Source organism: Antrihabitans stalagmiti (assembly GCF_016482825.1).
GTDB lineage: Bacteria > Actinomycetota > Actinomycetes > Mycobacteriales > Mycobacteriaceae > Antrihabitans > Antrihabitans stalagmiti.
Genome location: NZ_JAEMNV010000003.1, coordinates 139,269 through 159,931 on the forward strand (window position 1 = coordinate 139,269; position 20,663 = coordinate 159,931).

The following is a 20,663-nucleotide window of genomic DNA, read 5'->3' on the forward strand; positions in this document are numbered from 1 at the left end:
ACATGACTACCGACTTGCGAACGCAAACGCAGATCGAACTCCTCGCTGTCCTGCTCGAAACCGAACCGGCTCGGCTCGAGACCTTGGCTCCGCTCGGCGCCGACGCTGTTTACCAGCTGCGACAGCGTATTTCGGACAACTTGTTCGACTCGATGGCGGCGATGTTTCGCCGAATCAGCGCGTTGTCGCCCTTGGCCCCAACCGGCGTTGTTGTCAAAGTGGCGCACGCTGCCATCCCACCCCTCGTCGGCGGCCGCGTAGGTGGTGCCCTGGGACTCGATCACCCGGAGAAGGGCCAGGCTGTCCTCGCAAAACTGCGGCCGGCGTACATGGCGGATGCGGCGCCGTATCTCGACCCCCGTGCGGTCGCAGATCTCGCGCCGACGATCCCCGCAGAACTGTTGCTGGATGTCGCGCGAGAACTGTTGCACCGTAAAGCTTTCGCGCTCGCCGGAATGTTCCTCGAGTTCACCACACCCGAACAGATCGACGTACTCGTCGCGGGTGTGTCCGACAACGCGGGTTTGCTGCATGCTGCGGCGCGCGTCCATCCGTCGGACAAGTTGAGCGCGATCGTTCGGCGGATCCCAGAAGTGCGTATGCGTGAAGTACTCAGCGCGGCCTCTGGATCACGCGACCTGCACGCGGTCGCAGGGTCGGTCCTTTCTCGGATCGACGACGATCTCGCGCAGAAGTACAGGACCGAATTCGAGAACGTCAACGAGAAGGAACGCAGTCGATGAAGACAGTCGTGATCACCGGCGCGGGCAGCGGTATCGGCCGAGCCATTGCCAAGCGGTTTGCCAAAGACGGCGCAAACGTCATAGTCGCCGACATCAACGAACAGACCGGCCCCGAGACGGTCGAGTTGATCACCGCCAAAGGCGGACGCGCGGAGTTCAGGCGTCTCGACGTTGCCGACGTCGCAGATTGGGAAGTGTTCACGGAATCGGTGTGCAACGACCATGGCGTGCCGGACGTCATCGTGAACAACGCAGGAATCCTCATCGCCGGTGGGTTCCTCGAGCAGACCGGTGCGGACTGGCGCCGAATGATCGCGATCAACATGATGAGTCCGCTCGTCGGGTCGCGGCTGTTCGGTCAACGGATGGTCGATGCCGGGGTTCGCGGGAACATCGTCAACATCTGTTCCGTCGGTGCCTTTATGCCAACAGCAGTTGCTCCTTCGTACACCGCTGCGAAAGCCGGCGCATGGTTCGGCACGCAGGCGCTCCGAGCAGAGCTCGCGCCGCACGGCATCGGTGTCAGTGCCGTTTGTCCCGGCCTGATCGCGACGAATCTTGCTGCAAACGGCAGTCGTGGCGGCGTCGACGACGCCGAAAGCAACAGCTGGGCAGCCAAACTCGCTGGTGGTCAGCAGTTCTTAGGTCGATCACCCGACCGGGTTGCCTTTGCTGTCAGCCAAGCGATTCGGTGGAACATCTCGACGGTTCCGGTCGGGTTGGAAGCGTGGGGAGGCTGGTATCTCTCCCGGATTTCACCATCGGCAATGCGGGGCTTGATGAGCCTCGGTCGCATGAGCCTCGCTGACCTCGGCGCAGAACTCAGCGGCAAGATCTTCGGCAAGAATGTCGACAACGCAGCTCAGCGAGTCGTCGCTGACGAAGTGAGCGGAGCAGCGAAATGAAGACCGTCATCGTCACTGGCGCAGGTGCTGGGATCGGGCGCGAGACCGCAAAGTTGTTCGCGCGAGGCGGGGACCGAGTCATCATCGCGGATATCGACCTGACCGCTGCGGAAGATGCCGCGATCGAGATCATCGCCGACGGTGGCCTTGCGGTCGCTCACAAACTCGATGTGTCGAGTGAGGAACAGTGGGAGCGGTTCGGCGCGTGGGTACTCGACGAGTTCGGACCGCCCGATGTGCTGGTCAACAACGCCGGCGTCATGGACCTCGGCGGGTTTCTCGAGATGGGTGCGGAGCAGTGGCAACGGACGATCGACATCGACCTGATGAGCGTCATCTACGGGTCACTGGTATTCGCGAAACAGATGATCGACGCCGGTGTGCGAGGCCATATCGTCAATATCTCCTCTGTCGCAGCCTTCTTCCCGTCCAAGCTCGGACCCGCCTACGGAGTTGCGAAGGCAGCGGTGCTTATGGCCACTCAGTCGCTGCGAGTTGAGTTGGCGCAGTACGGAATCGGCGTCACAGCCATCGCGCCCGGAGCTATCAGGACCGATCTGATCGCCCATGGCAACCGCGCGGGCCTCACGAGCGAGGCGGAACAGGACTGGTCCGCCAAAGCCAGCGCTGTGCAGGGACTTGCGTTTGCCGGTCCGGACAAGGTGGCGCGGGTAATCCATCGTTCCGTACGGCGCAACTGGGCGATCGTTCCCGTCAATCCCGAAGCGTGGGCGATGTTTTACCTGTTCAGGCTTTCGCCGGACTTGGTTCGGATCGGTTTGGGAATTCTCTCGTTCGAGAGGGCCGAGGCGCTACTTGCTCGGTTCGCACCGCTGATCGATCGTCTCGTGACCTCGAAATGATCAGCGATCTGGGAATGCATGGGCGATGGTCAGCGCAGCGGCAAGCAATCGGGAGCCGGACGGCTCGGTCGGATCGATACCGGTCAAATCCGCGACCCGACGAAGTCGATAGCTGAAAGTGTTCGGATGAATGTGCAACTCGTCCGCCGCGCTCTTGCGATCGAGCCCGTGGCGAATATGGGAGCGCAGTGCATCGAGCAGGTGCGATTGCTCGCGAAGCGGTTCGAGTCTCCGGCTGATTTTGTCGCGAGCTGTACCGGGGCGGGTTACCTGGTATTCGAGCAGCATGTCGTCGATGCGGTACAGCCCGGCGGGTCGGCCGAGTTGCCGAGCCAGTGCCGCGACTTCGGCTGCCTCGACGGCTGCTGTGGGCAGCGCAGAAATGACAGCGGGTTCGGATTCGCCCGCAAAGACGTTGTCGTTGAGCAGCTTTGCAATTCCGTCGACGAGCATGTCGGTACCGTTGTCCGGGTGGTCGTCCGGTGCGATCGGAAGCAGGAGGACGCCGGAATGACCGTCGAACGTGGTCAACACAGGTACTCGCGCATAGTTTTCCGCGATTCGTTGTGCATCGCGAACGCGTCGCCGTGTCAACACTGTCTCGACGGCATCCGCGGCGGTGGAAGGCTTCGTGGTCGTCGAGAGCGCAAGAACCCGATAACGCTCGTGCAGCATGATCCCAGCGTTCGACGGCAGATCGCTCACGTCGTCACCGCAGAGCAACGCCACGGCCAGCCGTCGCCGAGCTTCGTTCGCGGGACCGAAGATCGTCTCTTGGACGTCGACGTAGGTCTGGGTCATCGCGGTACTGAGCAATTGGATGTATTCGATCAGTTGATCGCCGAACGCGGCGAGGTCTGCCGTGTCCTCGGGTTGAGCGGAGGCAGCGACGATCCGCCAAATTCTCCGCGTTCCACTGAACAGCGCGGACGCGAGAGTTTCGAAGGGAATCAGTTCCTCGGCACGTCGCGTCGAATACTCGACGACCGCCTCGACGTCAACCGGATCGATCGCCCCTTCGGTGATGAACGACTTGACGAATCCCGCGCAGACCTGCATCACGACCGGCAGTATCTCCTCGGCGAGGATCTCCGGTGGAATGTGCGCGTAGGCAGGCACCGACGCAACCGTGTCCGACATCGCGATCTCGGCAATGTCCGAAAGACGCGGCAGCAAGCGTTGCACGATCGGAGCATCGAGGGACAGACGCGGAAACTGTTCAGTCATTGCAGCATTGTCACAGGAGACAAGGTTCGACACGCAACTTCTCGCTCTCGTGCAGTGACCGCTGCCACGTTTGCGTCAATACTTGTCGAATGCCCAAAAGAGGTCGAGTTCCTCTTTCTCCGGTCGAGAACGCTCTGCTCGGCTACTCGTTCGGCGCAGCCGTTGCGCTCGCCGGTCGATTACGAGCATCGCGGTGAAGTGATCAGCGGTCTGTTCAATATTCGCCCGAACAACGTACCGCCCGCGTAAGAACAAGCATGTCGACTACCTCTTGTGCCAGTTATGGAAGGCCGTTCGTATGACGCCAATTACCCCGACTCCGACTGCTTCGACGAAGCCGTCGCCCGGGCGCGTACTTCGGGACAATTTTTCCGAGACGATCGTGTCGAGTCTGCGTACGTTCGGTCGGGCTGTGGATGTTGCGATCGAGACTGTCACCGGGACGGTCACTGATGTTGCGCGCGGCAAGTTTCAGTGGAAAGAGACGTTGCATCAGAGTTGGTATCTGCTGACGGTGACGGCGATTCCGGCGATTCTGATGGCTGTGCCGTTCGGTGTCATCGTCTCGATTCAGGTCGGCAATCTCATCCATACCCTCGGTGCGGATTCGTTGCTCGGTGCAACGGGTGGCCTCGGGGTGATCAAGCAGGGCGCGCCGATGGCGACGGGGTTCCTGCTGGGCGGTGCAGGTGCTGCTGCGATTGCGGCCGACCTGGGGGCCCGAACCATTCGCGAAGAAATCGACGCACTGAAGACGATGGGTATCAGCCCGATCAGTCGGCTTGTCATTCCTCGGGCGGTGGCGATGCTGATCGTCGCTCCGTTGTTGAACGTGTTGATCATCTTCGTCGGCGTCCTCGCGGGCTATGCGATCGCGATCGGTGGCCAAGGCGTCACGCCGGGTAGCTATTGGGCGACGTTCGGGTCGTTCACCACCGTCATCGATGTCTGGATCTCGATCGTGAAGGCGATGATCTTCGGGTTCCTCGTCGTGGTCATCGCCTGTCAGCGTGGTCTGGAAGCGAAGGGCGGTCCGCGCGGGGTGGCCGACGGGGTGAATGCTGCGGTGGTTCTGTCGGTGGTGTCGATCGTCGTGGTGAATTTGCTGATCACTCAGGTCACGACGATGTTCGTGCCGACGAGGCTTGCCTGATGACCGCGGCACCGCACACACCACGCGGCTTCGGCTGGGCCGGTCGGCTGTATACCCGCAGACGGGGACTGCTGTCGCCGTTCGAATCGTTCGGCTTCCTGCTCGGATTCATGTGGCAGGTGCTCTCGTCGATTCCGTTGACGCTCAGTCGATATCGCGCCGAGACCATGCGAACGATCACCAACATGACGTGGGGTCGCGGGTCGATCATCGTCGGCGGTGGGACTGTGCCGATGCTCGTCGTTCTCGGAATTGCGATGGGCGCCTCGGTCGGGGTGGAGTCGTTCGCCACGCTGGACATGATCGGGATGGGTCCGGTCACCGGGATCGTGTCGGCATTCGCCACGACGCGTGAGCTTGCCCCGATCGCCGCGGCGATCGGCTTCGCGGCCCAGGCCGGGTGTCGGATGACTGCCGAGATCGGGTCGATGCGGATTTCGGAGGAGATCGACGCCATCGAATCGCTCGGGCTGCGGTCGGTGCCGTTCGTTGTGACGACGCGGGTGATTGCCGGTGCGATCGCGATCGTTCCGACGTTCCTGATCGCGTTGATCCTCAGCTACATCTCCTGCCGCACGTTGATCACCGTGGTGCACGGTCAGGCTGCGGGCGTGTACGACCACTACTTCTTTCAGTTCGTGACCGGCGCCGACATCATCGCCGCCGTCATCAAAGTGATGATCTTCGGTGTCGTGGTGATCATGATCCATTGCTACCACGGCTTTTTCGCCTCCGGTGGACCCGAGGGTGTCGGTATCGCGTCGGGTCGCGCAGTTCGCGCGAGCTTCGTCGCGATCATCGCCATCGACATGGTGATCAGCATGGTTGTGTGGGGCTTCAACAACGCGATCAGTTTCACGGGATAGCGCGATGCCGAAATACGGAATGCCTGGAGTCGAATCCGATCGTGGCTCGTCGCTGCGCACTGGCATCGTCGCGGCCGTCGTTGTCGCCGTCGTTGTTGCGGGCTGGTCGATCTACAGCAGCACCCGCACCGACGACCGCCTCGAGATCGCCTTGCAGACCGAGCAACTCGGCGACGGCATCACCGACACCACGGAGGTGCGACTCGACGGAGTTCAGGTCGGAAAAGTTACCGATATCGAACCGGTGGGTGAAGGTCTGCAGCGAATCACGATGAGGTTGAACGAATCCCAGTTGTTCGGGATCGACGACAGCCTCGCGGTGGACTACGCGCCCGCGAACCTGTTCGGTATCAGTGAGATCGAACTGAAACGCGGGAAGGGCGGGTCGCCGTTGGTCGACGACATGGTTATCGACCTGACAGGTTCGCGTGCAGACGACGTGTACGACGCGACCATGGGAAGCCTGCTCCGCAGTCTTGCGTCGGTGAGCAACGATGTGCTGACTCCTCAACTGTCGAGCGTGCTCGAGAAGCTAGCGACAAACGTCAAGGCGTTCACTCCGCTGTTGCAGGCGATAGTCACCGGCGCGCGGACCGTCTCGGAGCAGCAGCGCTACGAATTGTCTTTCCTGTTCGGCGAATACGGATCGGCGCTGAGTGGCGTCGCGCCGTTTGTCTCCTCCACGGTGGACGTGCTCGATCGGGTCGACAACATCGAAGTGTTACGCAACGACCGTGCCCATTTCGACGCGACGATCGCGGCGGTCATAGACCAGATCTTCCCGGCGCTGAGCGGGATGCTGTTCAGCGCGCGGGACGCCCTGGGTGCCTACGCCGAGATGTTCACGCCGTTGCTCGGTGCACTTGCGCAGACGGTCTCCGCGCCACAGCAGTCGAGTGCTCAACTGCGGGAGATCTTGGTGCGACTCGGCTCTGCCATACAGGACACCCCTGATGGTCCGGTCCTCAACCTGGCCATCGATTTGCGCGGTGTGCCTGCGCTCGCTGTGCCGTTGCTGGCGGGGCTGCCCGTGACCTATCCACAGGAAGGACCGCGATGAGTTCTGTCCTGAAGTCTGCGCTGAAGCTTGCCGTCTTCGCGATGGTCATGGTGTTGGCCCTGGTTGTCATCATCTCTGCGATCAAGCGACCGGTGTCCGGTGATACCGAGTCGCACCTGGCGCTGTTCACCGATGCGAACGGGCTCAAATCCGGTGACGACGTCCGGATGTACGGCGTGCAGGTCGGCAAGGTCGAATCGGTGTCGCTGGAAGACAATCTGGCGAACGTTCGGCTCGTGGTTCAACAATCGCATGCGATCTACGAGAACAGTGAACTTGCCATCCGCTACCAAACCCTCACCGGCCAGCGGTATGTGGACATTCAGCAGCCGCCGATGCCGACCGAGCGAATTGCAGACGGTGCGACCATCGGTACCGACCGCACGATCCCGTCGTTCGACGTGACGTCACTGTTCAACGGACTCAAACCCGTTCTCGCGAATCTATCGCCGGGCGACCTCAATCGGTTCGCAGAAAGTTTGGTTGCGGTGATCGAAGGTGACGGCAACGGAATCGGCCCAGCGCTCGATGCCATCGGCAACCTGTCGAGTCACGTGAAGGACCGACAAGCGGTGATCTCCACGCTGGTGCGGAACCTGTCGGAAATTCAGAATCAAATCGGTGGTCGCTCACCGCAACTGGTTGTCCTACTCGCGAAAATCGCCGACGTCTTCGAAGTGCTGCAACAGAAGATCGATGGTCTCGTCGTCTTTGCTCTCACTGCGCCGGCGGTATTGACGCCGCTCGACAGCCTGTTGGACACGTTGGGACTGACCCGGTCGTCGAACCCCGATATCGATAACATCGTAGCCAGACTGTTCCCCGCCCCCGGCGAAGCTGTCGAGGTACTGTCCCGACTGCCCGGCCTGCTCGATTCCCTGAACGCAGCTATTCCACACAACGTTTCGGGAGTCGAATTGACCTGCTCGCGCGGAACCGCCGACCTTCCGCCGGTCGTGTCCGTTCTTCTTTCCGGACAACGGATTTCGATATGCAACTGAACAAACGAAGCTGGATGCCCGGCAACAAGCCCATCCGAACCGCAGCGCAGACCCGCCGACGCGAAATTCGCCTCGGCATCATCGGCGCCATCGGGGTGGCCATTCTTGTCGCAGTGAGTGCGGTGCTCTACGTCGTTCCGATCGGCAAGACCACCTACACCGCGTATCTCGACGAAGCACAATCGGTCAAAGCGGGCGACGACGTGCGCGTCGCAGGAATCCCGGTCGGCTCCGTCGAATCGCTGACGCTGCATCCCGACAAGGTTGTGATGACATTCACCGTCGACGACGACGTATTCGTCGGCGATCAGACATCCCTCGATATCAGAATGCTCACAGTCGCGGGCGGGCACTACGTCGCGGTGTTCCCCGCGGGCACGGAACCGTTGGGCGACAACGCGATTACCGCAGATCGCGTTCGCTTGCCCTACAGCCTCGTGCAGGCCTTCCAAGACGCAAGCGACCCGATCCGGGAAGTGGACGGCACAACGCTTCGCGAGAGTTTTGCGGCGATCGAATCGGCCACCGTCGACAGCCCCGATGGTCTACGCAAGATGTTGGGCGGAGTCGAGAGTCTCATGGACGTGCTCGACAAGCAGAATGCCGATGTGTCGAAGGCACTTGCCTTGGCCGACGAGTACGTGAGCGGGCTCGAGTCGGCGAAATCCGAACTCGGCCGACTTGTCACGAAGGTCAACATCCTCGAAACAGTCTTGACCGACAACCGCGCCGAAGTGAAACAAGCAGTACTGTTGCTGCGCAGCGTGATCGAGCGGCTCGCAGCGCTTGCCCCCGCGTGGAACAGCACCTTGAAACCGATGGCGGTGGAGCTCGCAAACGCGCTGCCCGCGCTCGACGCACTCGGTGCCAAGTTGGACAGCCTCGTCCGTTCGGTCGATGGACTCGGCACCAAGATGACCACGCTGATCACACCGGCAGGCGGAATCGGGCTCGATCAGTCCGACGTCACGATCACTGCACCGCCGCTGTGTGTACCGGTTCCGGGAAAGGCGTGCTGATGTTGAACAAGATGCTCGGCGCACGTGCGTTTATGTCGGTTGCAGGCGTCGTTGTCATTGCTTTGGTTACGACGGTCGCCTACTTCGTGATCATGAAACCGACCAAGGAGATGACGTCGTACTGCGCGGTGATGGCTGACAGCATCGGCCTCTACCCCGGCAATCACGTCACCATGCGCGGCATGCCCGTCGGCACGGTGACCGCCACGACGCCACAGGGACCGACGGTGCGCGTCGAATTCGACGTGGATGCGAAGTTCCCGCTGCCAGCTGATGTTTCGGCAACGACGATGTCCGACACGCTCGTTGCGGACCGGGATCTTGCTGTGCTCGGCATGGGAACGACAACCGAAAACTGGGACAGCGGTATCTGTATCACCAAAACGCTCACTCCGAAGAGCCTGACCGAAACCCTCGACTCGCTCGCCAAGCTGTTCAGCGAGACGCTCGGCTCCGAAGCTGGATCTGCTCGGACCGTGCTCGGCGATGGAATAAGCGCACTCGACAACGCGACGGTCGGTTCCGGGCCACAACTCAACGACATCATCAACAAGCTCGGCAGTGCGTTGAAGTCCCCCGATGCAGCCATAGGTCGTATCGGATCGTTGATCGACGCGCTGAGCTCGCTTGCGTCGAGCATCGCCCTCGGGTGGAGCGACATCAAATCCATGATGATTCGGTTCACTCCGGTCATCGATCAGGTCAACAACGAACTGTTCGTCGAGGTGCCTCCCATCGTGGATGGTTTCCAGCAGCTTCTGCCGATGCTCAACGACATCACCACCATATTCGGAGACCCGATCTTCAAGGTCCTCGACAGCACTGTGCCGTTGCTGCGCTGGATCTCGGCGAATGTCGGTTCCCTGCAGGAGATCATCGCGATGATTCCGCCGATAGCGACGGCCTTCACGCGATCGGTCGATCCAGTGTCCGGTGCGACCGCGATGTCCTACGCGACGCCGACTGTGGCGGTAGCGCAACCGCAGGCCGACCTCGCCTGCGCTGCAATCAATGCTATAACGCCGGGCCAATGTAGAGGCGAGGAGATGATGCGCGTTCCGCTTGCGCAGCTGTTGCTCGGGATTGCAGGTGCACGATGAATCGTCAGATGCGACAAAAGCTTTGGCGACCGCTGGTCGCGATGGCGGTTGCGGCGACACTGGCTGCACTGAGCGGGTGTGCGATCGATCCGTCGACAGTCCCTGTGCCAGGTACGACCGTCTCGGGGGAGACGTACCGTGTGCAGATCGAACTTGCGAACGCTCTGAATCTGCCTGCCCGTGCGAAGGTGCTCGCCAACGGTGCCCAAATCGGCACTGTCGCAGGCGTTCACGTGGTCGACCCGACGGCCGACACTCCGGTCGGGTACGTCGTCGTCGACATCGACGTGTCGGAGTCGGTGCGGTTACCACGGACCACACGTGCCGAATTGCGGCAGAACACCATCTTGGGCGACATCCACATTGCGGTGACGACACCACCCGATGGGTTCGGCGATCCGATCCCGCCGGACGGTGTGATCCCGATCGAGCAGACGAAGCCGCCCGTCCAGATCGAAGACACGATGGCCGGCATGGCTCTGTTCGTGCAGGGTGGCGCTATCACTCAGTTGCAGGACATAGTCAAACGTGTGAATGCGGTGCTGCCGCAGGACCCGAGGGAGACCGCCCGCATCGCGGACACGGTCGGTTCCGACATCCAAGACCTGTCCCGCAACCTCGACCAGGTCGACGCACTCTTGGATTCTCTCGTCGCGACGTCGGCAGCGGTGCAGGAGGATCTACCGGTCTTCGCCGATATCCTGACCGAACCGACGGTCCAACACATCGCGGATGCTGTCGCGTCGATCGCCGAGGTCGTCGGTGTCCTCGGCGCGCTGGGCGAAGTAGGGGTCGCGCTGCAATGGTTGGGACCGCTGATCACCGAAGGCGATGCCGCAGCGAAGGCTTTCGTGCCGTTGGCGTTCACGCGTCGACCGTTCGATCTCGACGCCCCGTCGAACCTGAACCTGCTCGTCTCGCTGTTGCGGGACAAAGTGATTCCGTTCGTCGAACGTGGTCCGAAGGTCAACGTGGTCGGGGTGACCACCACAGACGCCGCAGCTGAGGTGGTGTCCTCCGACGACCAGGTCGATCGAATTCTGCAGACGCTGCGCATGATCGGGGCTGTGCGATGAAGATCAGTTCGATCGCGTCGTTGGGATCCATTGTTGCCGTCCTTGTCTTCGGGTCCGCCTACCTTGCCTTCGGTGTGGTTCGAGTGGATACGTTCCGCGAATTCGATTCGATGTCGATGGTGTTGACCAATTCCGGCAGTGTCGGTCCACGGTCGCCGGTGCTGCTCACCGGTGTCGAAGTCGGTGAGGTGACCTCGGTCGCCAACGTCGAGGATGGTGTGCAGGTCGACTTCCGAGTCGAACGCAAGTTCAGCATCCCGACGGCGAGTGTCGTTCGCATCGAGAACATTTCGGCACTCGGTGAGCCGTACATCGAATTCACCCCGCGTACTGCCGACGGGCCGTATCTCACCGATGGCGCGCAGGTCGACACCAGCACCATCCGGATGCCGATCTCCATTCCAGAGGTATCCAGATTGGTGACCGAGGTACTGAATCAGCTCGATCCGACTGCGATCTCGTCGTTGATCAATACGTTCGACGAAGCGTTGGAGGGGACCGAGTCGATCGTCCCGCAACTGTCGAGATCGACCGACCTGCTGGCCGCTACCCTGCTGAGCAGAACGCCGAAGTTCGCAGGCTTGCTGATCGATCTGCAGGCGATTGCACCTGATATGGATTGGGTCGGTCCGGCATTCGAGACCGGTTCGCCGCTGTGGCGGCAGTTCGCGGAACGTGTCGACTCAATCACGCAGTCGGTCGAGCGTTTCAGTAACACGGGCGACACGCCGGCAATGTATGTAGAGGGCAACGGACTTGTACCGTTTCTGAATCGCCTGGCCGAGTACTTCGATACGACGGGTCCCGATTTCCGGGCACTCGCTCCAGCAGTCCAACCGCTGGCGGAACTGGCGACCGACAACTTTCCGCAGGTGGACCTCAGTGCGCTGATCGCGCAAGCGTTGGAGTCGACAAGTCCCGACGGCGCAGTCCGCCTACAGATCAACGTCAAGTAGCACTGACATAGGAGTCATCGATGACAACCGACGAAACGAACGATGTAACGAGCGCGGACAAGGTCGCGCCCGCAGCACCTTCGACCGAGCCACGCCCGCCCCGGACTCTGTCGCTACGGATGTCGACGATCGCGATCACCGCGGCGATCGTCGCTCTGGTCGTTGCGGTCGCGATCCTGGGCTTCCTCCTGATCTCGGCTCGTGGTGAGATCGACGACACCGCCGCGGCGGCCGCCGACGATCAACGAGCCGAGCAGGTCGCAACCGACTACGCCATCGGCGCGTCGAACATCGACTTCCAGAACGTCGACGACTGGTTGGCAAAGCTGAAAGCGAACACCAGTCCCGAGTTGGCCAACAAATTCGATGCCACGGCACCGAAACTGCAGGAGATCCTGGTCCCGCTCAAATGGACATCCTCGGCGACCCCGATCGCCGCCAAAGTCGCATCCGACAGCGGCGGCATCTTTATCGTCAACGTGTTCGTCAACGTCACCTCGACGAGCGCTCAAACTCCGGACGGAGGACAGACCACCGTGACCTACAACGTGACCGTCGACAAGAACTCCGACTGGAAAATCACCGATGTCGGCGGCATGGAAGGTGCACTTCCGGTCAAATAGGGCGACAATCTTCTCGGACAGTTCGCCTGGGATAGGCAGGAGTAGCCATGGCAGCTTTGCCACCGCTTCGCATCGGAGCCGCGCTGCCCGATCCGCCGTTCGAGTTGTATGTCGATGGTGCAGCAACGGGATTCGACATCGAGTTCACTCAGGCCATTGCACGTGTCCTCGGCCGGAACTGGGAGTTGGTCCCCTACGAGGGAACCGATTTCAACGGAATCTTCACCATGCTCGACGACAACATTGTCGACTGCATCGCGTCGGGCACGACCGTAACGCCGGGACGACGCGAGCGGGCCGACTTCTGTTCTGCCTACTTCCAGTCGGGTCAATCGATTGCCGTCGACACCGAGCGCTTACCGCACGTGCGCGGCATCGACGATCTCGAAGGCCTGACAATCGGGGTCCAGCAGGGCAATACAAGCCAGCCGATCGCCAACGCGCTCGTCGCTCAGGGGCGTGCGGAGGCGGTGCGTACCTACGACTATCACGACATCGGCAAGGCGCTCGACGATCTGTCGTCGGGCGGGTGTGACGTCGTGATGAAGCTAGCTCCCGTGCTCACCTGGTTGGTACGCGACCGCCAGAATGTCGATGTGGTGCAACGCGCTATCTCCCACGAAGAGATCGCAGTCGCTGTTCGGAAAGGCGACGGCGGACTGCGGGGCCTCATCGACGGCGCGCAACGTGACCTGACTGCGGACGGAACCCTTGCCCGATTGGTCGAGCAATGGCTGGACCCGCGACCGACGTAGCTGTCGCAGCCAGGGGGCCAACGAGCGCTCTATGGCGCCCGTCACAAGCGAGATCTCATCCAGGTGTGCGACCATTCGATATTGCTCGAAAGTCGCTGACATCCCGGTCGGCTAAGTGCGAGTGAGAGGAAAGTCGAGAACCTCGTGACGAATGCCCGAAGGCGGACGGCAGGCTGCAGGTGTTGATATGACCTGGCCACGCGCCGCTTTTGGAATCGCGCTCGTGTGCGCTGTGGTTGCGCTCGTGCGACCGCAGAGTCTTGACTTCCTTCTCGTTGCAACTGCCTTCGGTGCTGCAATCGCATGTGTGCTCGGTTCGACGAGGCAGGTTGCGGTTGCGCGATGCGGCTGGCTTCTGATCGGCTTCGGTCAACTCTGCAACGGGGTCGGAAATCTGTGGGTCCTTTCGGATCCGAACTTGTGGTTTGTCGGTTCCGAATGGACCACCAGCATTGTTTTCAACGTTGCAACTCTCGTAACAGTTCTCGGATTGACGGCGTTGGTGTTGCCGCAGAACTCCGTGGAAAAGCTCGCTGAGGTATGTCTGGACCTGCTCGCGATCACGGGTTGCGCGTTTGTCATCGGGGTTCAGTGGGACATCGTTCGGTTCTTCGGTGAAGGCGGGAACGAGACGACATCCGCGTGGGGGTTGATGGGTTTTCTCGCCGTCGTCGTGGACTGGGTGGGGGTTGCGATTGCCGCGATCGTATGGGGGAGAAAGCCGTTCGGTCAGGTAGCGGGTCGGTGTGTAGCCGCGGGACTCTTTCTGTCGATGCTCGGCGACTCACGGGTACTCGGCAGTGCTGTCGACGTGTCCGATTCGCTCGCGGCCTACCTCTGGGTGTCGTCGTCGTTGCTTATCCTCGTCGGTGGGGTATGCATCACCACAAAACCGGAGACTGTGCGACCGCTCGACGACGGACACGTCGTTCGGATCGCGACAGTGCTCGAGATCGTCACCGTGTGCGCGGTGATATTCGGTGGCGCAACGTCGCCGGGGACTCGAATAGTTCTTGCGATCGTTCTGCTCGTCATCACCGCGCGCCAGTGGCGGGTCGTTCGAGCGAACCTGTGGCTGCATCGCCAGATAGAAGCGAGCGAACGGCATTTCCGCGCGCTCGTCGACAGCACGGGCGATGTGATCGTGCGGGTCGGGCCGTCCGGTCTCGTCGAGTACGCGAGCCCCGCCGCACGGCGAGTCCTGCTGCGCGATCCCTCGTCGATGTACGGACGTCGAATCGACGAGTTCGTACGCGACCCACGCGACACGGATGTGCTGGGGTGGCTGACGAGTCCGAGTCGAACGGCGTCGGATCACCTGTCGTTTCTGGCGGCCAGGCCAGATGGGACAACTGTCCATATCGAGGCAAGTTGGGCACGGCTCAGCAAAGGCTACATGCTTGCGTTGCGAGATGTCGACGACCAGATTCTTATGCGCACGCAACTCGAATTCGCCGCCCGCACAGACAGTTTGACCGGTTTGGCGAATCGCGCCTATTTCGAGGCGGAGCTCGGGAAGAGGCTGCTGACGTGCGGAGCGGCGACAGTTATGTTCTGCGACCTGGATCGGTTCAAATCGGTCAACGATATGAACGGACACTCGGTCGGCGACGCACTGTTGGTCGAGGTCGCGCAACGTCTCGGCCGGTCGGTCGATGACGCCCTGATAGCGCGCTTCGGTGGTGACGAGTTCACCATCATGTTGCAGGCAGGCCTGAGTCGATCCAGGGCAATGGCCACCGCCGAACGTATCAAGGCGGCTGTGTCGGGTCTGTACGACCTCGGCAGTATGGCGTTCGCAGTCAGCATGACAGTGGGCATCACTGTGGAGCAGGAAGGTTCGGTCGACGAGGTGCTGCGTTGTGCAGATATTGCGCTCGCAGCCGCAAAGATTGCGGAGCGAGGGTCGATCGCAGAGTTCGAAACAGCCATGTACGAGACCGCGATTCATCGGATTCAGATGGACAAGCGCTTTCGGTCGGCGTTCGCAGCGCGGGAACTGTCGTTGGTCTATCAGCCGATCGTCGACTCCGTCGGCGGTGCGGTTGCGGCAGCCGAGGCGCTGCTGCGCTGGCTGGACGAGGACGGGAATCCCATCCTCTCCGCGCCGGAGATCGTCGATCTCGCCGAATCCTTCGGCACTATGGCCGAACTCGGCGACTGGGTGATGCGCACCGCTTTCGCGCAAGCCGTGACGTGGGCCGAACTCGGCTGGCCGATCCGAATTTCTGTGAACGTGTCCAGTCAACAGATCACAGATGCGGCATTCGCGGTTCGTGTGACGAAAGCGCTACTCGATACGAAACTCGATCCGACCCAGTTGGTCCTCGAGATCACCGAAGATGCATTTCTCGAGGGCAACGATGCAGTGCTGGCGTCGTTGGAGACGCTTCGTGGTTCGGGTGTTCGGTTCGCCATCGACGATTTCGGAACGGGCTATTCGAATCTCGGATACCTCAACCGCTTACCGATCTACGGCATAAAGCTCGACCGGACTTTCGTTGCAGGCCTTGGCGAACGACCCGAGCAGGAGCCGATTGTCCGAGCTGTGGTCGGACTTGCGCACGAACTCGGCCTTGTCATCTGCGCCGAAGGCGTCGAACGCGTCGACGAGCTACAGGTGCTGCAGGACTTGGGTGTGCACTTCCTGCAGGGCCATCTCACAGGATATCCGTTGCATCCGAACGAGTTCCACGATCTACTTCGTCGTGGTCCCTACGATATGAGACCTGGGATCGAGGCCGACAGCCTTCGGCATTCAGGTTCGTCGGATCGGGCTACCTGAGGATGCATTCGTAGCACGCGTCGGTACGATCGTCCTCGTGCCAACTTCTGAGTCCAACGCGTCGGAGCGCCGCGTATACGGTGGACGTTCCGCTGCCGAACGTGGCGACGAGCGGCGCCGCAGGTTGGTCGACGCTGCACTCGAACTCTTTGGCACCAAAGGCTTTTCGGCGACATCGATCGAGCAACTGTGCTCCGCCGCGAACGTCTCCACCCGCAGCTTCTACGAAGACATCGGAAGTCGCGAGAAGTTGCTCATCGCGCTTGTCGAAGATCTGACCTCGAAGGCCACGCAATCGGCTCTGGACGCCCTGGCGGAGACGCAGGGCGAAGCAATGCCTGTCAGGATGAGCCGCGCGTTTCGTGCCTACCTGGCCGTGACGTGCCGCGACAGGCGATCGGCCCGTGTCTGTTACGTCGAGGTTGTCGGTGTCAGTCAAGTTGTCGAGGAATGGCGCAAAGGTTGGCGCGAACGAATCGCTGCAGTGGTCGTCTATGAGGCTGACAGCGCTGTCGAGCGTGGTGAGGCCAAGTCGAGGGAGTACCGCCTGTTCGCCGTTGCAGTGATCGGTGCGGTGAACTCGTTGGCACAAGAACTCGCTCTCGCCGACGAAAGTGCCGAAGCAGCAGTAACTCTCGACGATATCTGCGACGAGATAACCCATTTGGCAGTTGCGGGCCTCACCGTCTGACGAACCGTCCTCCGCTGTGCGACCAGGCGACGAGCGGTGAGCTCGAGAAAAACGACACCTTGTTACAAACAAGGAGCCGTGTTGTAATCGGGGCTCACAAAGTAGTGAAGGAGTTGCTGTGCCGGGGTTCAGCTCTGCAGTTCTCGGTCGGTTCGCGACCGCATTCTCGATCGCGTTGTCGTGCCTTGTCGTTTCGGCGGCAGAAGCGCCGGCGAATCCCCTGCCCGTCTCCGATCCTCTGCCTGTTCACTACGGGAATGGCTACGCGTTCGGAACGGTCGCGATCAACGACTGGAACGGACAAGTCCCGGGCGCGGACAACTACGAGTGCACGCCATCGGCGGCGCATCCGAATCCAGTCGTTCTTGTTGGCTCGACCTTCCTCTCGGCTGCGGTGACCTGGACCGCCTTGGCTCCGTACCTCTACAACCAGGGCTATTGCGTCTACACGATCAACTACGGCCGCAAGATCTACAACGTGCCGCCGGGAATCATCGGGCTCGACCCAGTCGCCAACTCCGCTCGTGAGGTTGCCGACCTCGTCGCTCGGGTGCGACAGGCAACGGGCGCCGCGAGAATCGATATGGTCGGTCACTCGCAGGGCGGATTGGTGTCGCGGTACTTCATCGAACAACTCGGCGGCGCTGAGGTCGTCGACAAGATGGTGCTGCTCTCTTCGCCGTACAAGGCGACCGGACTCCCTGTAGATCTCGCCGCTATAGCGCGAAACACCATCCCGCAGAGTGTGTTCGACGCGATCGAACGCAACGGGGTCGTTCCGCCGATCCCGTTCAACTTCATCAACCCGTACGCGCTCGGTCTCGCGACGGACCATCTGACGCCCTCGGTCACCTACACCCAGATCACCGACATCGCCGATGAGGTCGGTCTCTACGGTGGACTGACTCCGCCTGCGGGTGCGCCGAACGCGAGCATCGAGTACATAAATCAGGCCTGCCCCACCGACTTCTCCCAGCACTTCGCCCAGCCGTACTCGCCGACGGCAGTCGCGTTGATCGGCAACGCCTTGGGGACAGCCGAGCAGCGCCGGCCTGTCCCGTGCACCTTCGTTCCGCTGTACGCACTCTGATTCTCGGTTGCCTGTCGACACACCGTCTTCGGCTGGACCGTGTGTGAACTAGAGTGCGACGAGTGGCGAAGGACAGTACTTCCGCGCGAGGGCGCCTACCCGAATTGAAGGGTGACGCCCGGACGGACCGATGGCGCGAACATCGGGCCGGCGTGAAGGCTGATCTGATCGAATCGACCTTGCGAGCCATCGACGAATTCGGGCCCGATCTGTCCATCGACGACATCATCGGCACCGCAGGGATTCCGCGGCCCAAGCTGTATCGCTTCTTCCGCGACAAGGAAGAATTGTTCGAGGGCGTCAGCGAACGGGTTCAGGAACTGGTGCTGGAACGGCTGACGCCGCACCTGGTTGTCGCCGGAGCCGCCCTCGAAGCAGTTCGATCAGGGCTTCGCGCCTACGTCGATCTGGTCGACGAACGGCCGAATGTGTTTCGCTTCGTTGTCAATTCGCAGTTCTCCGGCTCACACTCGGCGACGAATTTGCTGGAACGTGGGATGGCGCTTGCGGATGCAACCGTCGCCATGCTCGGCTCCATCATCCGGATGCGAGGCGGAAACGGCGACAACATGGAGTACTTGGTCGATGCGATACTCGGCGCCGTGGCGTTGAGCGTGCTCCGCTGGTTGAATACCCCGACGATCGAGAAGGATGCGCTCGTCGACGAGTTGACCGTCATCGTGTGGGGCGCGCTCTCTGCGTCGGCCGCATCCCGCGGTGTCGTTCTCGATCCCGACGAGGAACTCTCCGTCGTACCGAATCTCTTTGACTGACTGAGTGTTACGGCTGGCTTGATCCAGTCGGTCCGCCCGGTCGCAGTCCCGCGCCGGCGAAGGTCGCGCGCTGAAGTACGTATGTCGCGAGCACTTGCCAAACCCCCCGTGTGGACTTAGCCTCGAACATGTACGAACTCGTAGTACTAGATACTTACTGTTCGAGGAAAGGCCAAGTTCATGGTGACAACGTCGACACCGCCTGCTGCCTACCCGAAGACGAGGCGGATTCGCTTTCGTTTCGGGGAGCAAAGCGCGGCCGCGAAGTACTTCGTCAACAACGATCCGGTGTTCAGCCACTTCGTGGCCGGACTTTCGGCATCGTTTCCACCGGGGGAAGAGTCGTTCATCCGCTCTGTCCGACGGTTTGCCGATCAGATCACGGACCCGGTGCTGAAGAAGCGCGTCGCAGGGTTCATCGGGCAGGAAGCGATGCACGGACAAGAGCATCGCCGACTGAACCAGCAACTTGTCGAGTTGGGCTACCCGATCGAATGGTTCGACCGAGACTCGGTGAAGGAGAGGCAGATTCGGTTCGAGGACCGCATCCCGGACCTACTGCATCTGGCGATGACCGCTGCTGCGGAGCACTACACGGCCGTTCTCGCCGAGCGTGTGTTGTCCAATGACGAGGTGCAGGCAATTCCGGGTGAACCGGAGATGTGGAATCTGCTGAATTGGCACGCGCTCGAGGAGCTGGAGCACAAGTCGGTCGCCTTCGACGTGTACCAGGCAGTCGGCGGATCCGAGCGAATGCGAATCGCTGTGATGGCCGCGGTGCTGGCACTCACGATTCCGCTCACGTTCACCACTTTGACGGTGTCGCTAGCGCGGGACCCGTATGCACGTCGAAGGCCGGTGCAACGGGTGCGGGAGGCGTACGCGTTGTTCCGTGGCCCGATGTTCAAGGGCCTGATGCCAGAACTGGCCAAGTACCTGCGCCGCGGCTTCCATCCGGACGACATCGAGTCCAACGAGCTGCTGGAGCGCTGGCAGAAGGAACTCTTCGGCACCGAGGGTGTCCTCGTCGATCACCTCAAATAGATTCCGTCGCAACAACTTAGGAAACATCATGGTGTCACACCACAACGGCGTGGTTTCGACCGATCGTGTCCAGTCCCGCCCGTACCCGAAGGTGCGACGAATGAGGTTCCGGTTCGGTCAACCCGAACCGATGCATCATCATTTCGTCGAAGGTCATATCGTTTGGAGTCACTTGGCCGCGATGCTGTCGGCCAGCTTTCCGCCTGGCGAGGAATCCTTCATCCGCTCGGTGCGGCGGTTCTCCGATCAAGTCGCCGATCCGGTCTTGAAAAAACGGGTGGCTGGGTTCATCGGTCAGGAGGCCGTGCACGGTCGGGAGCACCGGCAACTCAACGAGCAACTCGTCGAGGTCGGGTATCCGATGGTCCGCCTCCTTATGTTCGAACCGGACAGCAGGCGCCAGAAATGGCTGGTCCGAGGGGAGAACATACTGCCGGGCTACGTGCATCTCGCGTTGACCGCGGCGGCGGAGCATTACACCGCGACAGTCGGCGAGCGACTGCTGTCGAGCGAAGAGCTGCAATCGATTCCGGGTGATCCCGAGACATGGCACCTCCTGAACTGGCATGCCATGGAAGAGCTCGAGCACAAGTCCGTCGCGTTCGATGTCTATCGCGCGGTCGGTGGCCCGGAGTCCGTGCGCATCGGAGTTATGGCATTTATGTACTTCTTCACCATTCCGTTCGTGTCGGCAGGTGTGTTGGCGTCGATATTGACCGATCCCAGCGCGTGGCGACCGATCACGGTGGCTCGACAGGCCATCGATGTCTATCGCGGCCCGCTGGTCCGAGGGCTGATGGCCGACCTGCGCAAATATCTGAAGCCGGGGTTCCATCCCGACGACATCGATACCAACGAGGTCCTCGAAAAGTGGCAACGGGAGCTCTTCGGTGCCGACGGCATCCTCCAAGATCGCGTCAAATAGGCCTACGG

Annotated in this window: 20 protein-coding genes; 19 read left to right on the forward strand and 1 reads right to left on the reverse strand. The window is 61.2% G+C overall.

Annotated features, from left to right (window positions below; genetic code table 11):
- The first annotated feature begins 2 nt into the window (after positions 1 to 2).
- The 3 genes from JGU71_RS09205 to JGU71_RS09215 are packed head-to-tail and all read left to right on the forward strand — an operon-like array spanning position 3 to position 2,511.
- Positions 3 to 743, forward strand: a complete 741-nt coding sequence (locus tag JGU71_RS09205) for a hypothetical protein (protein WP_199703779.1) — start codon at positions 3 to 5, stop codon at positions 741 to 743.
- On the forward strand, positions 740 to 1,648 hold the full coding sequence (locus JGU71_RS09210) for an SDR family NAD(P)-dependent oxidoreductase (RefSeq protein ID WP_199703780.1): 909 nt from the start codon (positions 740 to 742) through the stop codon (positions 1,646 to 1,648). Before JGU71_RS09205 ends, JGU71_RS09210 begins: the two co-directional genes overlap by 4 nt.
- On the forward strand, positions 1,645 to 2,511 hold the full coding sequence (locus tag JGU71_RS09215) for an SDR family NAD(P)-dependent oxidoreductase (RefSeq protein ID WP_199703781.1): 867 nt from the start codon (positions 1,645 to 1,647) through the stop codon (positions 2,509 to 2,511). Before JGU71_RS09210 ends, JGU71_RS09215 begins: the two co-directional genes overlap by 4 nt.
- On the opposite strand, the gene JGU71_RS09220 is transcribed toward JGU71_RS09215, so the two are convergent.
- Positions 2,512 to 3,738: a PucR family transcriptional regulator gene (locus JGU71_RS09220; protein ID WP_199703782.1), complete on the reverse strand. Its 1,227-nt coding sequence runs from the start codon at positions 3,736 to 3,738 to the stop codon at positions 2,512 to 2,514.
- Between the two features lie 298 nt (positions 3,739 to 4,036).
- Here JGU71_RS09220 and JGU71_RS09225 point away from each other — a divergent pair, with 298 nt between their 5' ends.
- The 16 genes from JGU71_RS09225 (at position 4,037) to JGU71_RS09300 (ending at position 20,655) form a co-directional block, all read left to right on the forward strand.
- Positions 4,037 to 4,891 (forward strand): MlaE family ABC transporter permease, encoded by an 855-nt coding sequence (locus JGU71_RS09225; RefSeq protein ID WP_199703783.1) that lies wholly within the window; start codon positions 4,037 to 4,039, stop codon positions 4,889 to 4,891.
- The gene (locus JGU71_RS09230; protein WP_199703784.1) at positions 4,891 to 5,757 is read left to right on the forward strand and encodes an MlaE family ABC transporter permease; all 867 of its coding nucleotides are present in this window, start codon (positions 4,891 to 4,893) and stop codon (positions 5,755 to 5,757) included. The genes JGU71_RS09225 and JGU71_RS09230 overlap by 1 nt, the downstream gene beginning before the upstream one ends.
- A gap of 4 nt (positions 5,758 to 5,761) precedes the next feature.
- Positions 5,762 to 6,817, forward strand: a complete 1,056-nt coding sequence (locus JGU71_RS09235; RefSeq protein ID WP_199703785.1) for an MlaD family protein — start codon at positions 5,762 to 5,764, stop codon at positions 6,815 to 6,817.
- The gene (locus tag JGU71_RS09240) at positions 6,814 to 7,818 is read left to right on the forward strand and encodes an MlaD family protein (RefSeq protein ID WP_199703786.1); all 1,005 of its coding nucleotides are present in this window, start codon (positions 6,814 to 6,816) and stop codon (positions 7,816 to 7,818) included. Before JGU71_RS09235 ends, JGU71_RS09240 begins: the two co-directional genes overlap by 4 nt.
- Entirely contained in the window at positions 7,809 to 8,837 is a 1,029-nt protein-coding gene (locus JGU71_RS09245; RefSeq protein ID WP_233528996.1) for an MlaD family protein, read from the forward strand. Before JGU71_RS09240 ends, JGU71_RS09245 begins: the two co-directional genes overlap by 10 nt.
- Complete coding sequence (locus JGU71_RS09250) at positions 8,837 to 9,937, forward strand: MlaD family protein (protein WP_199703787.1); 1,101 nt, start codon at positions 8,837 to 8,839, stop codon at positions 9,935 to 9,937. Before JGU71_RS09245 ends, JGU71_RS09250 begins: the two co-directional genes overlap by 1 nt.
- Before the next feature lie 8 nt (positions 9,938 to 9,945).
- Positions 9,946 to 11,013, forward strand: a complete 1,068-nt coding sequence (locus tag JGU71_RS09255; RefSeq protein WP_233528997.1) for an MlaD family protein — start codon at positions 9,946 to 9,948, stop codon at positions 11,011 to 11,013.
- A complete protein-coding gene (locus tag JGU71_RS09260; RefSeq protein ID WP_199703789.1) occupies positions 11,010 to 11,969 on the forward strand; it encodes an MlaD family protein in 960 nt (319 codons plus the stop codon). Before JGU71_RS09255 ends, JGU71_RS09260 begins: the two co-directional genes overlap by 4 nt.
- A gap of 20 nt (positions 11,970 to 11,989) precedes the next feature.
- Positions 11,990 to 12,592 carry a hypothetical protein gene (locus JGU71_RS09265; RefSeq protein ID WP_199703790.1) on the forward strand — a complete coding sequence of 201 codons (603 nt, stop codon included), beginning with the start codon at positions 11,990 to 11,992 and terminating at the stop codon, positions 12,590 to 12,592.
- Between the two features lie 47 nt (positions 12,593 to 12,639).
- Positions 12,640 to 13,347 (forward strand): ABC transporter substrate-binding protein, encoded by a 708-nt coding sequence (locus JGU71_RS09270; RefSeq protein WP_199703791.1) that lies wholly within the window; start codon positions 12,640 to 12,642, stop codon positions 13,345 to 13,347.
- Between the two features lie 187 nt (positions 13,348 to 13,534).
- Positions 13,535 to 16,132 carry a putative bifunctional diguanylate cyclase/phosphodiesterase gene (locus JGU71_RS09275; protein WP_199703792.1) on the forward strand — a complete coding sequence of 866 codons (2,598 nt, stop codon included), beginning with the start codon at positions 13,535 to 13,537 and terminating at the stop codon, positions 16,130 to 16,132.
- Positions 16,133 to 16,169: 37 nt separating this feature from the next.
- Complete coding sequence (locus JGU71_RS09280) at positions 16,170 to 16,823, forward strand: TetR/AcrR family transcriptional regulator (RefSeq protein ID WP_199703793.1); 654 nt, start codon at positions 16,170 to 16,172, stop codon at positions 16,821 to 16,823.
- A 118-nt stretch (positions 16,824 to 16,941) separates the two neighbouring features.
- On the forward strand, positions 16,942 to 17,913 hold the full coding sequence (locus JGU71_RS09285) for an esterase/lipase family protein (protein WP_199703794.1): 972 nt from the start codon (positions 16,942 to 16,944) through the stop codon (positions 17,911 to 17,913).
- Positions 17,914 to 17,975: 62 nt separating this feature from the next.
- On the forward strand, positions 17,976 to 18,686 hold the full coding sequence (locus JGU71_RS09290; protein WP_199703795.1) for a TetR/AcrR family transcriptional regulator: 711 nt from the start codon (positions 17,976 to 17,978) through the stop codon (positions 18,684 to 18,686).
- 180 nt (positions 18,687 to 18,866) lie between these two features.
- Positions 18,867 to 19,730 carry a metal-dependent hydrolase gene (locus JGU71_RS09295; protein WP_199703796.1) on the forward strand — a complete coding sequence of 288 codons (864 nt, stop codon included), beginning with the start codon at positions 18,867 to 18,869 and terminating at the stop codon, positions 19,728 to 19,730.
- 28 nt (positions 19,731 to 19,758) lie between these two features.
- Entirely contained in the window at positions 19,759 to 20,655 is an 897-nt protein-coding gene (locus JGU71_RS09300) for a metal-dependent hydrolase (RefSeq protein WP_199703797.1), read from the forward strand.
- Positions 20,656 to 20,663 lie beyond the last annotated feature (8 nt).

Bases quoted from the DNA above. Each gene is read 5' to 3' on its own strand.
- JGU71_RS09205 (WP_199703779.1), top strand. From the start codon at position 3: ATGACTACCGACTTGCGAACGCAAACGCAGATCGAACTCCTCGCTGTC.
- JGU71_RS09210 (WP_199703780.1), top strand. From the start codon at position 740: ATGAAGACAGTCGTGATCACCGGCGCGGGCAGCGGTATCGGCCGAGCC.
- JGU71_RS09215 (WP_199703781.1), top strand. From the start codon at position 1,645: ATGAAGACCGTCATCGTCACTGGCGCAGGTGCTGGGATCGGGCGCGAG.
- JGU71_RS09220 (WP_199703782.1), bottom strand. From the start codon at position 3,738: ATGACTGAACAGTTTCCGCGTCTGTCCCTCGATGCTCCGATCGTGCAA.
- JGU71_RS09225 (WP_199703783.1), top strand. From the start codon at position 4,037: ATGACGCCAATTACCCCGACTCCGACTGCTTCGACGAAGCCGTCGCCC.
- JGU71_RS09230 (WP_199703784.1), top strand. From the start codon at position 4,891: ATGACCGCGGCACCGCACACACCACGCGGCTTCGGCTGGGCCGGTCGG.
- JGU71_RS09235 (WP_199703785.1), top strand. From the start codon at position 5,762: ATGCCGAAATACGGAATGCCTGGAGTCGAATCCGATCGTGGCTCGTCG.
- JGU71_RS09240 (WP_199703786.1), top strand. From the start codon at position 6,814: ATGAGTTCTGTCCTGAAGTCTGCGCTGAAGCTTGCCGTCTTCGCGATG.
- JGU71_RS09245 (WP_233528996.1), top strand. From the start codon at position 7,809: ATGCAACTGAACAAACGAAGCTGGATGCCCGGCAACAAGCCCATCCGA.
- JGU71_RS09250 (WP_199703787.1), top strand. From the start codon at position 8,837: ATGTTGAACAAGATGCTCGGCGCACGTGCGTTTATGTCGGTTGCAGGC.
- JGU71_RS09255 (WP_233528997.1), top strand. From the start codon at position 9,946: ATGCGACAAAAGCTTTGGCGACCGCTGGTCGCGATGGCGGTTGCGGCG.
- JGU71_RS09260 (WP_199703789.1), top strand. From the start codon at position 11,010: ATGAAGATCAGTTCGATCGCGTCGTTGGGATCCATTGTTGCCGTCCTT.
- JGU71_RS09265 (WP_199703790.1), top strand. From the start codon at position 11,990: ATGACAACCGACGAAACGAACGATGTAACGAGCGCGGACAAGGTCGCG.
- JGU71_RS09270 (WP_199703791.1), top strand. From the start codon at position 12,640: ATGGCAGCTTTGCCACCGCTTCGCATCGGAGCCGCGCTGCCCGATCCG.
- JGU71_RS09275 (WP_199703792.1), top strand. From the start codon at position 13,535: ATGACCTGGCCACGCGCCGCTTTTGGAATCGCGCTCGTGTGCGCTGTG.
- JGU71_RS09295 (WP_199703796.1), top strand. From the start codon at position 18,867: ATGGTGACAACGTCGACACCGCCTGCTGCCTACCCGAAGACGAGGCGG.
- JGU71_RS09300 (WP_199703797.1), top strand. From the start codon at position 19,759: ATGGTGTCACACCACAACGGCGTGGTTTCGACCGATCGTGTCCAGTCC.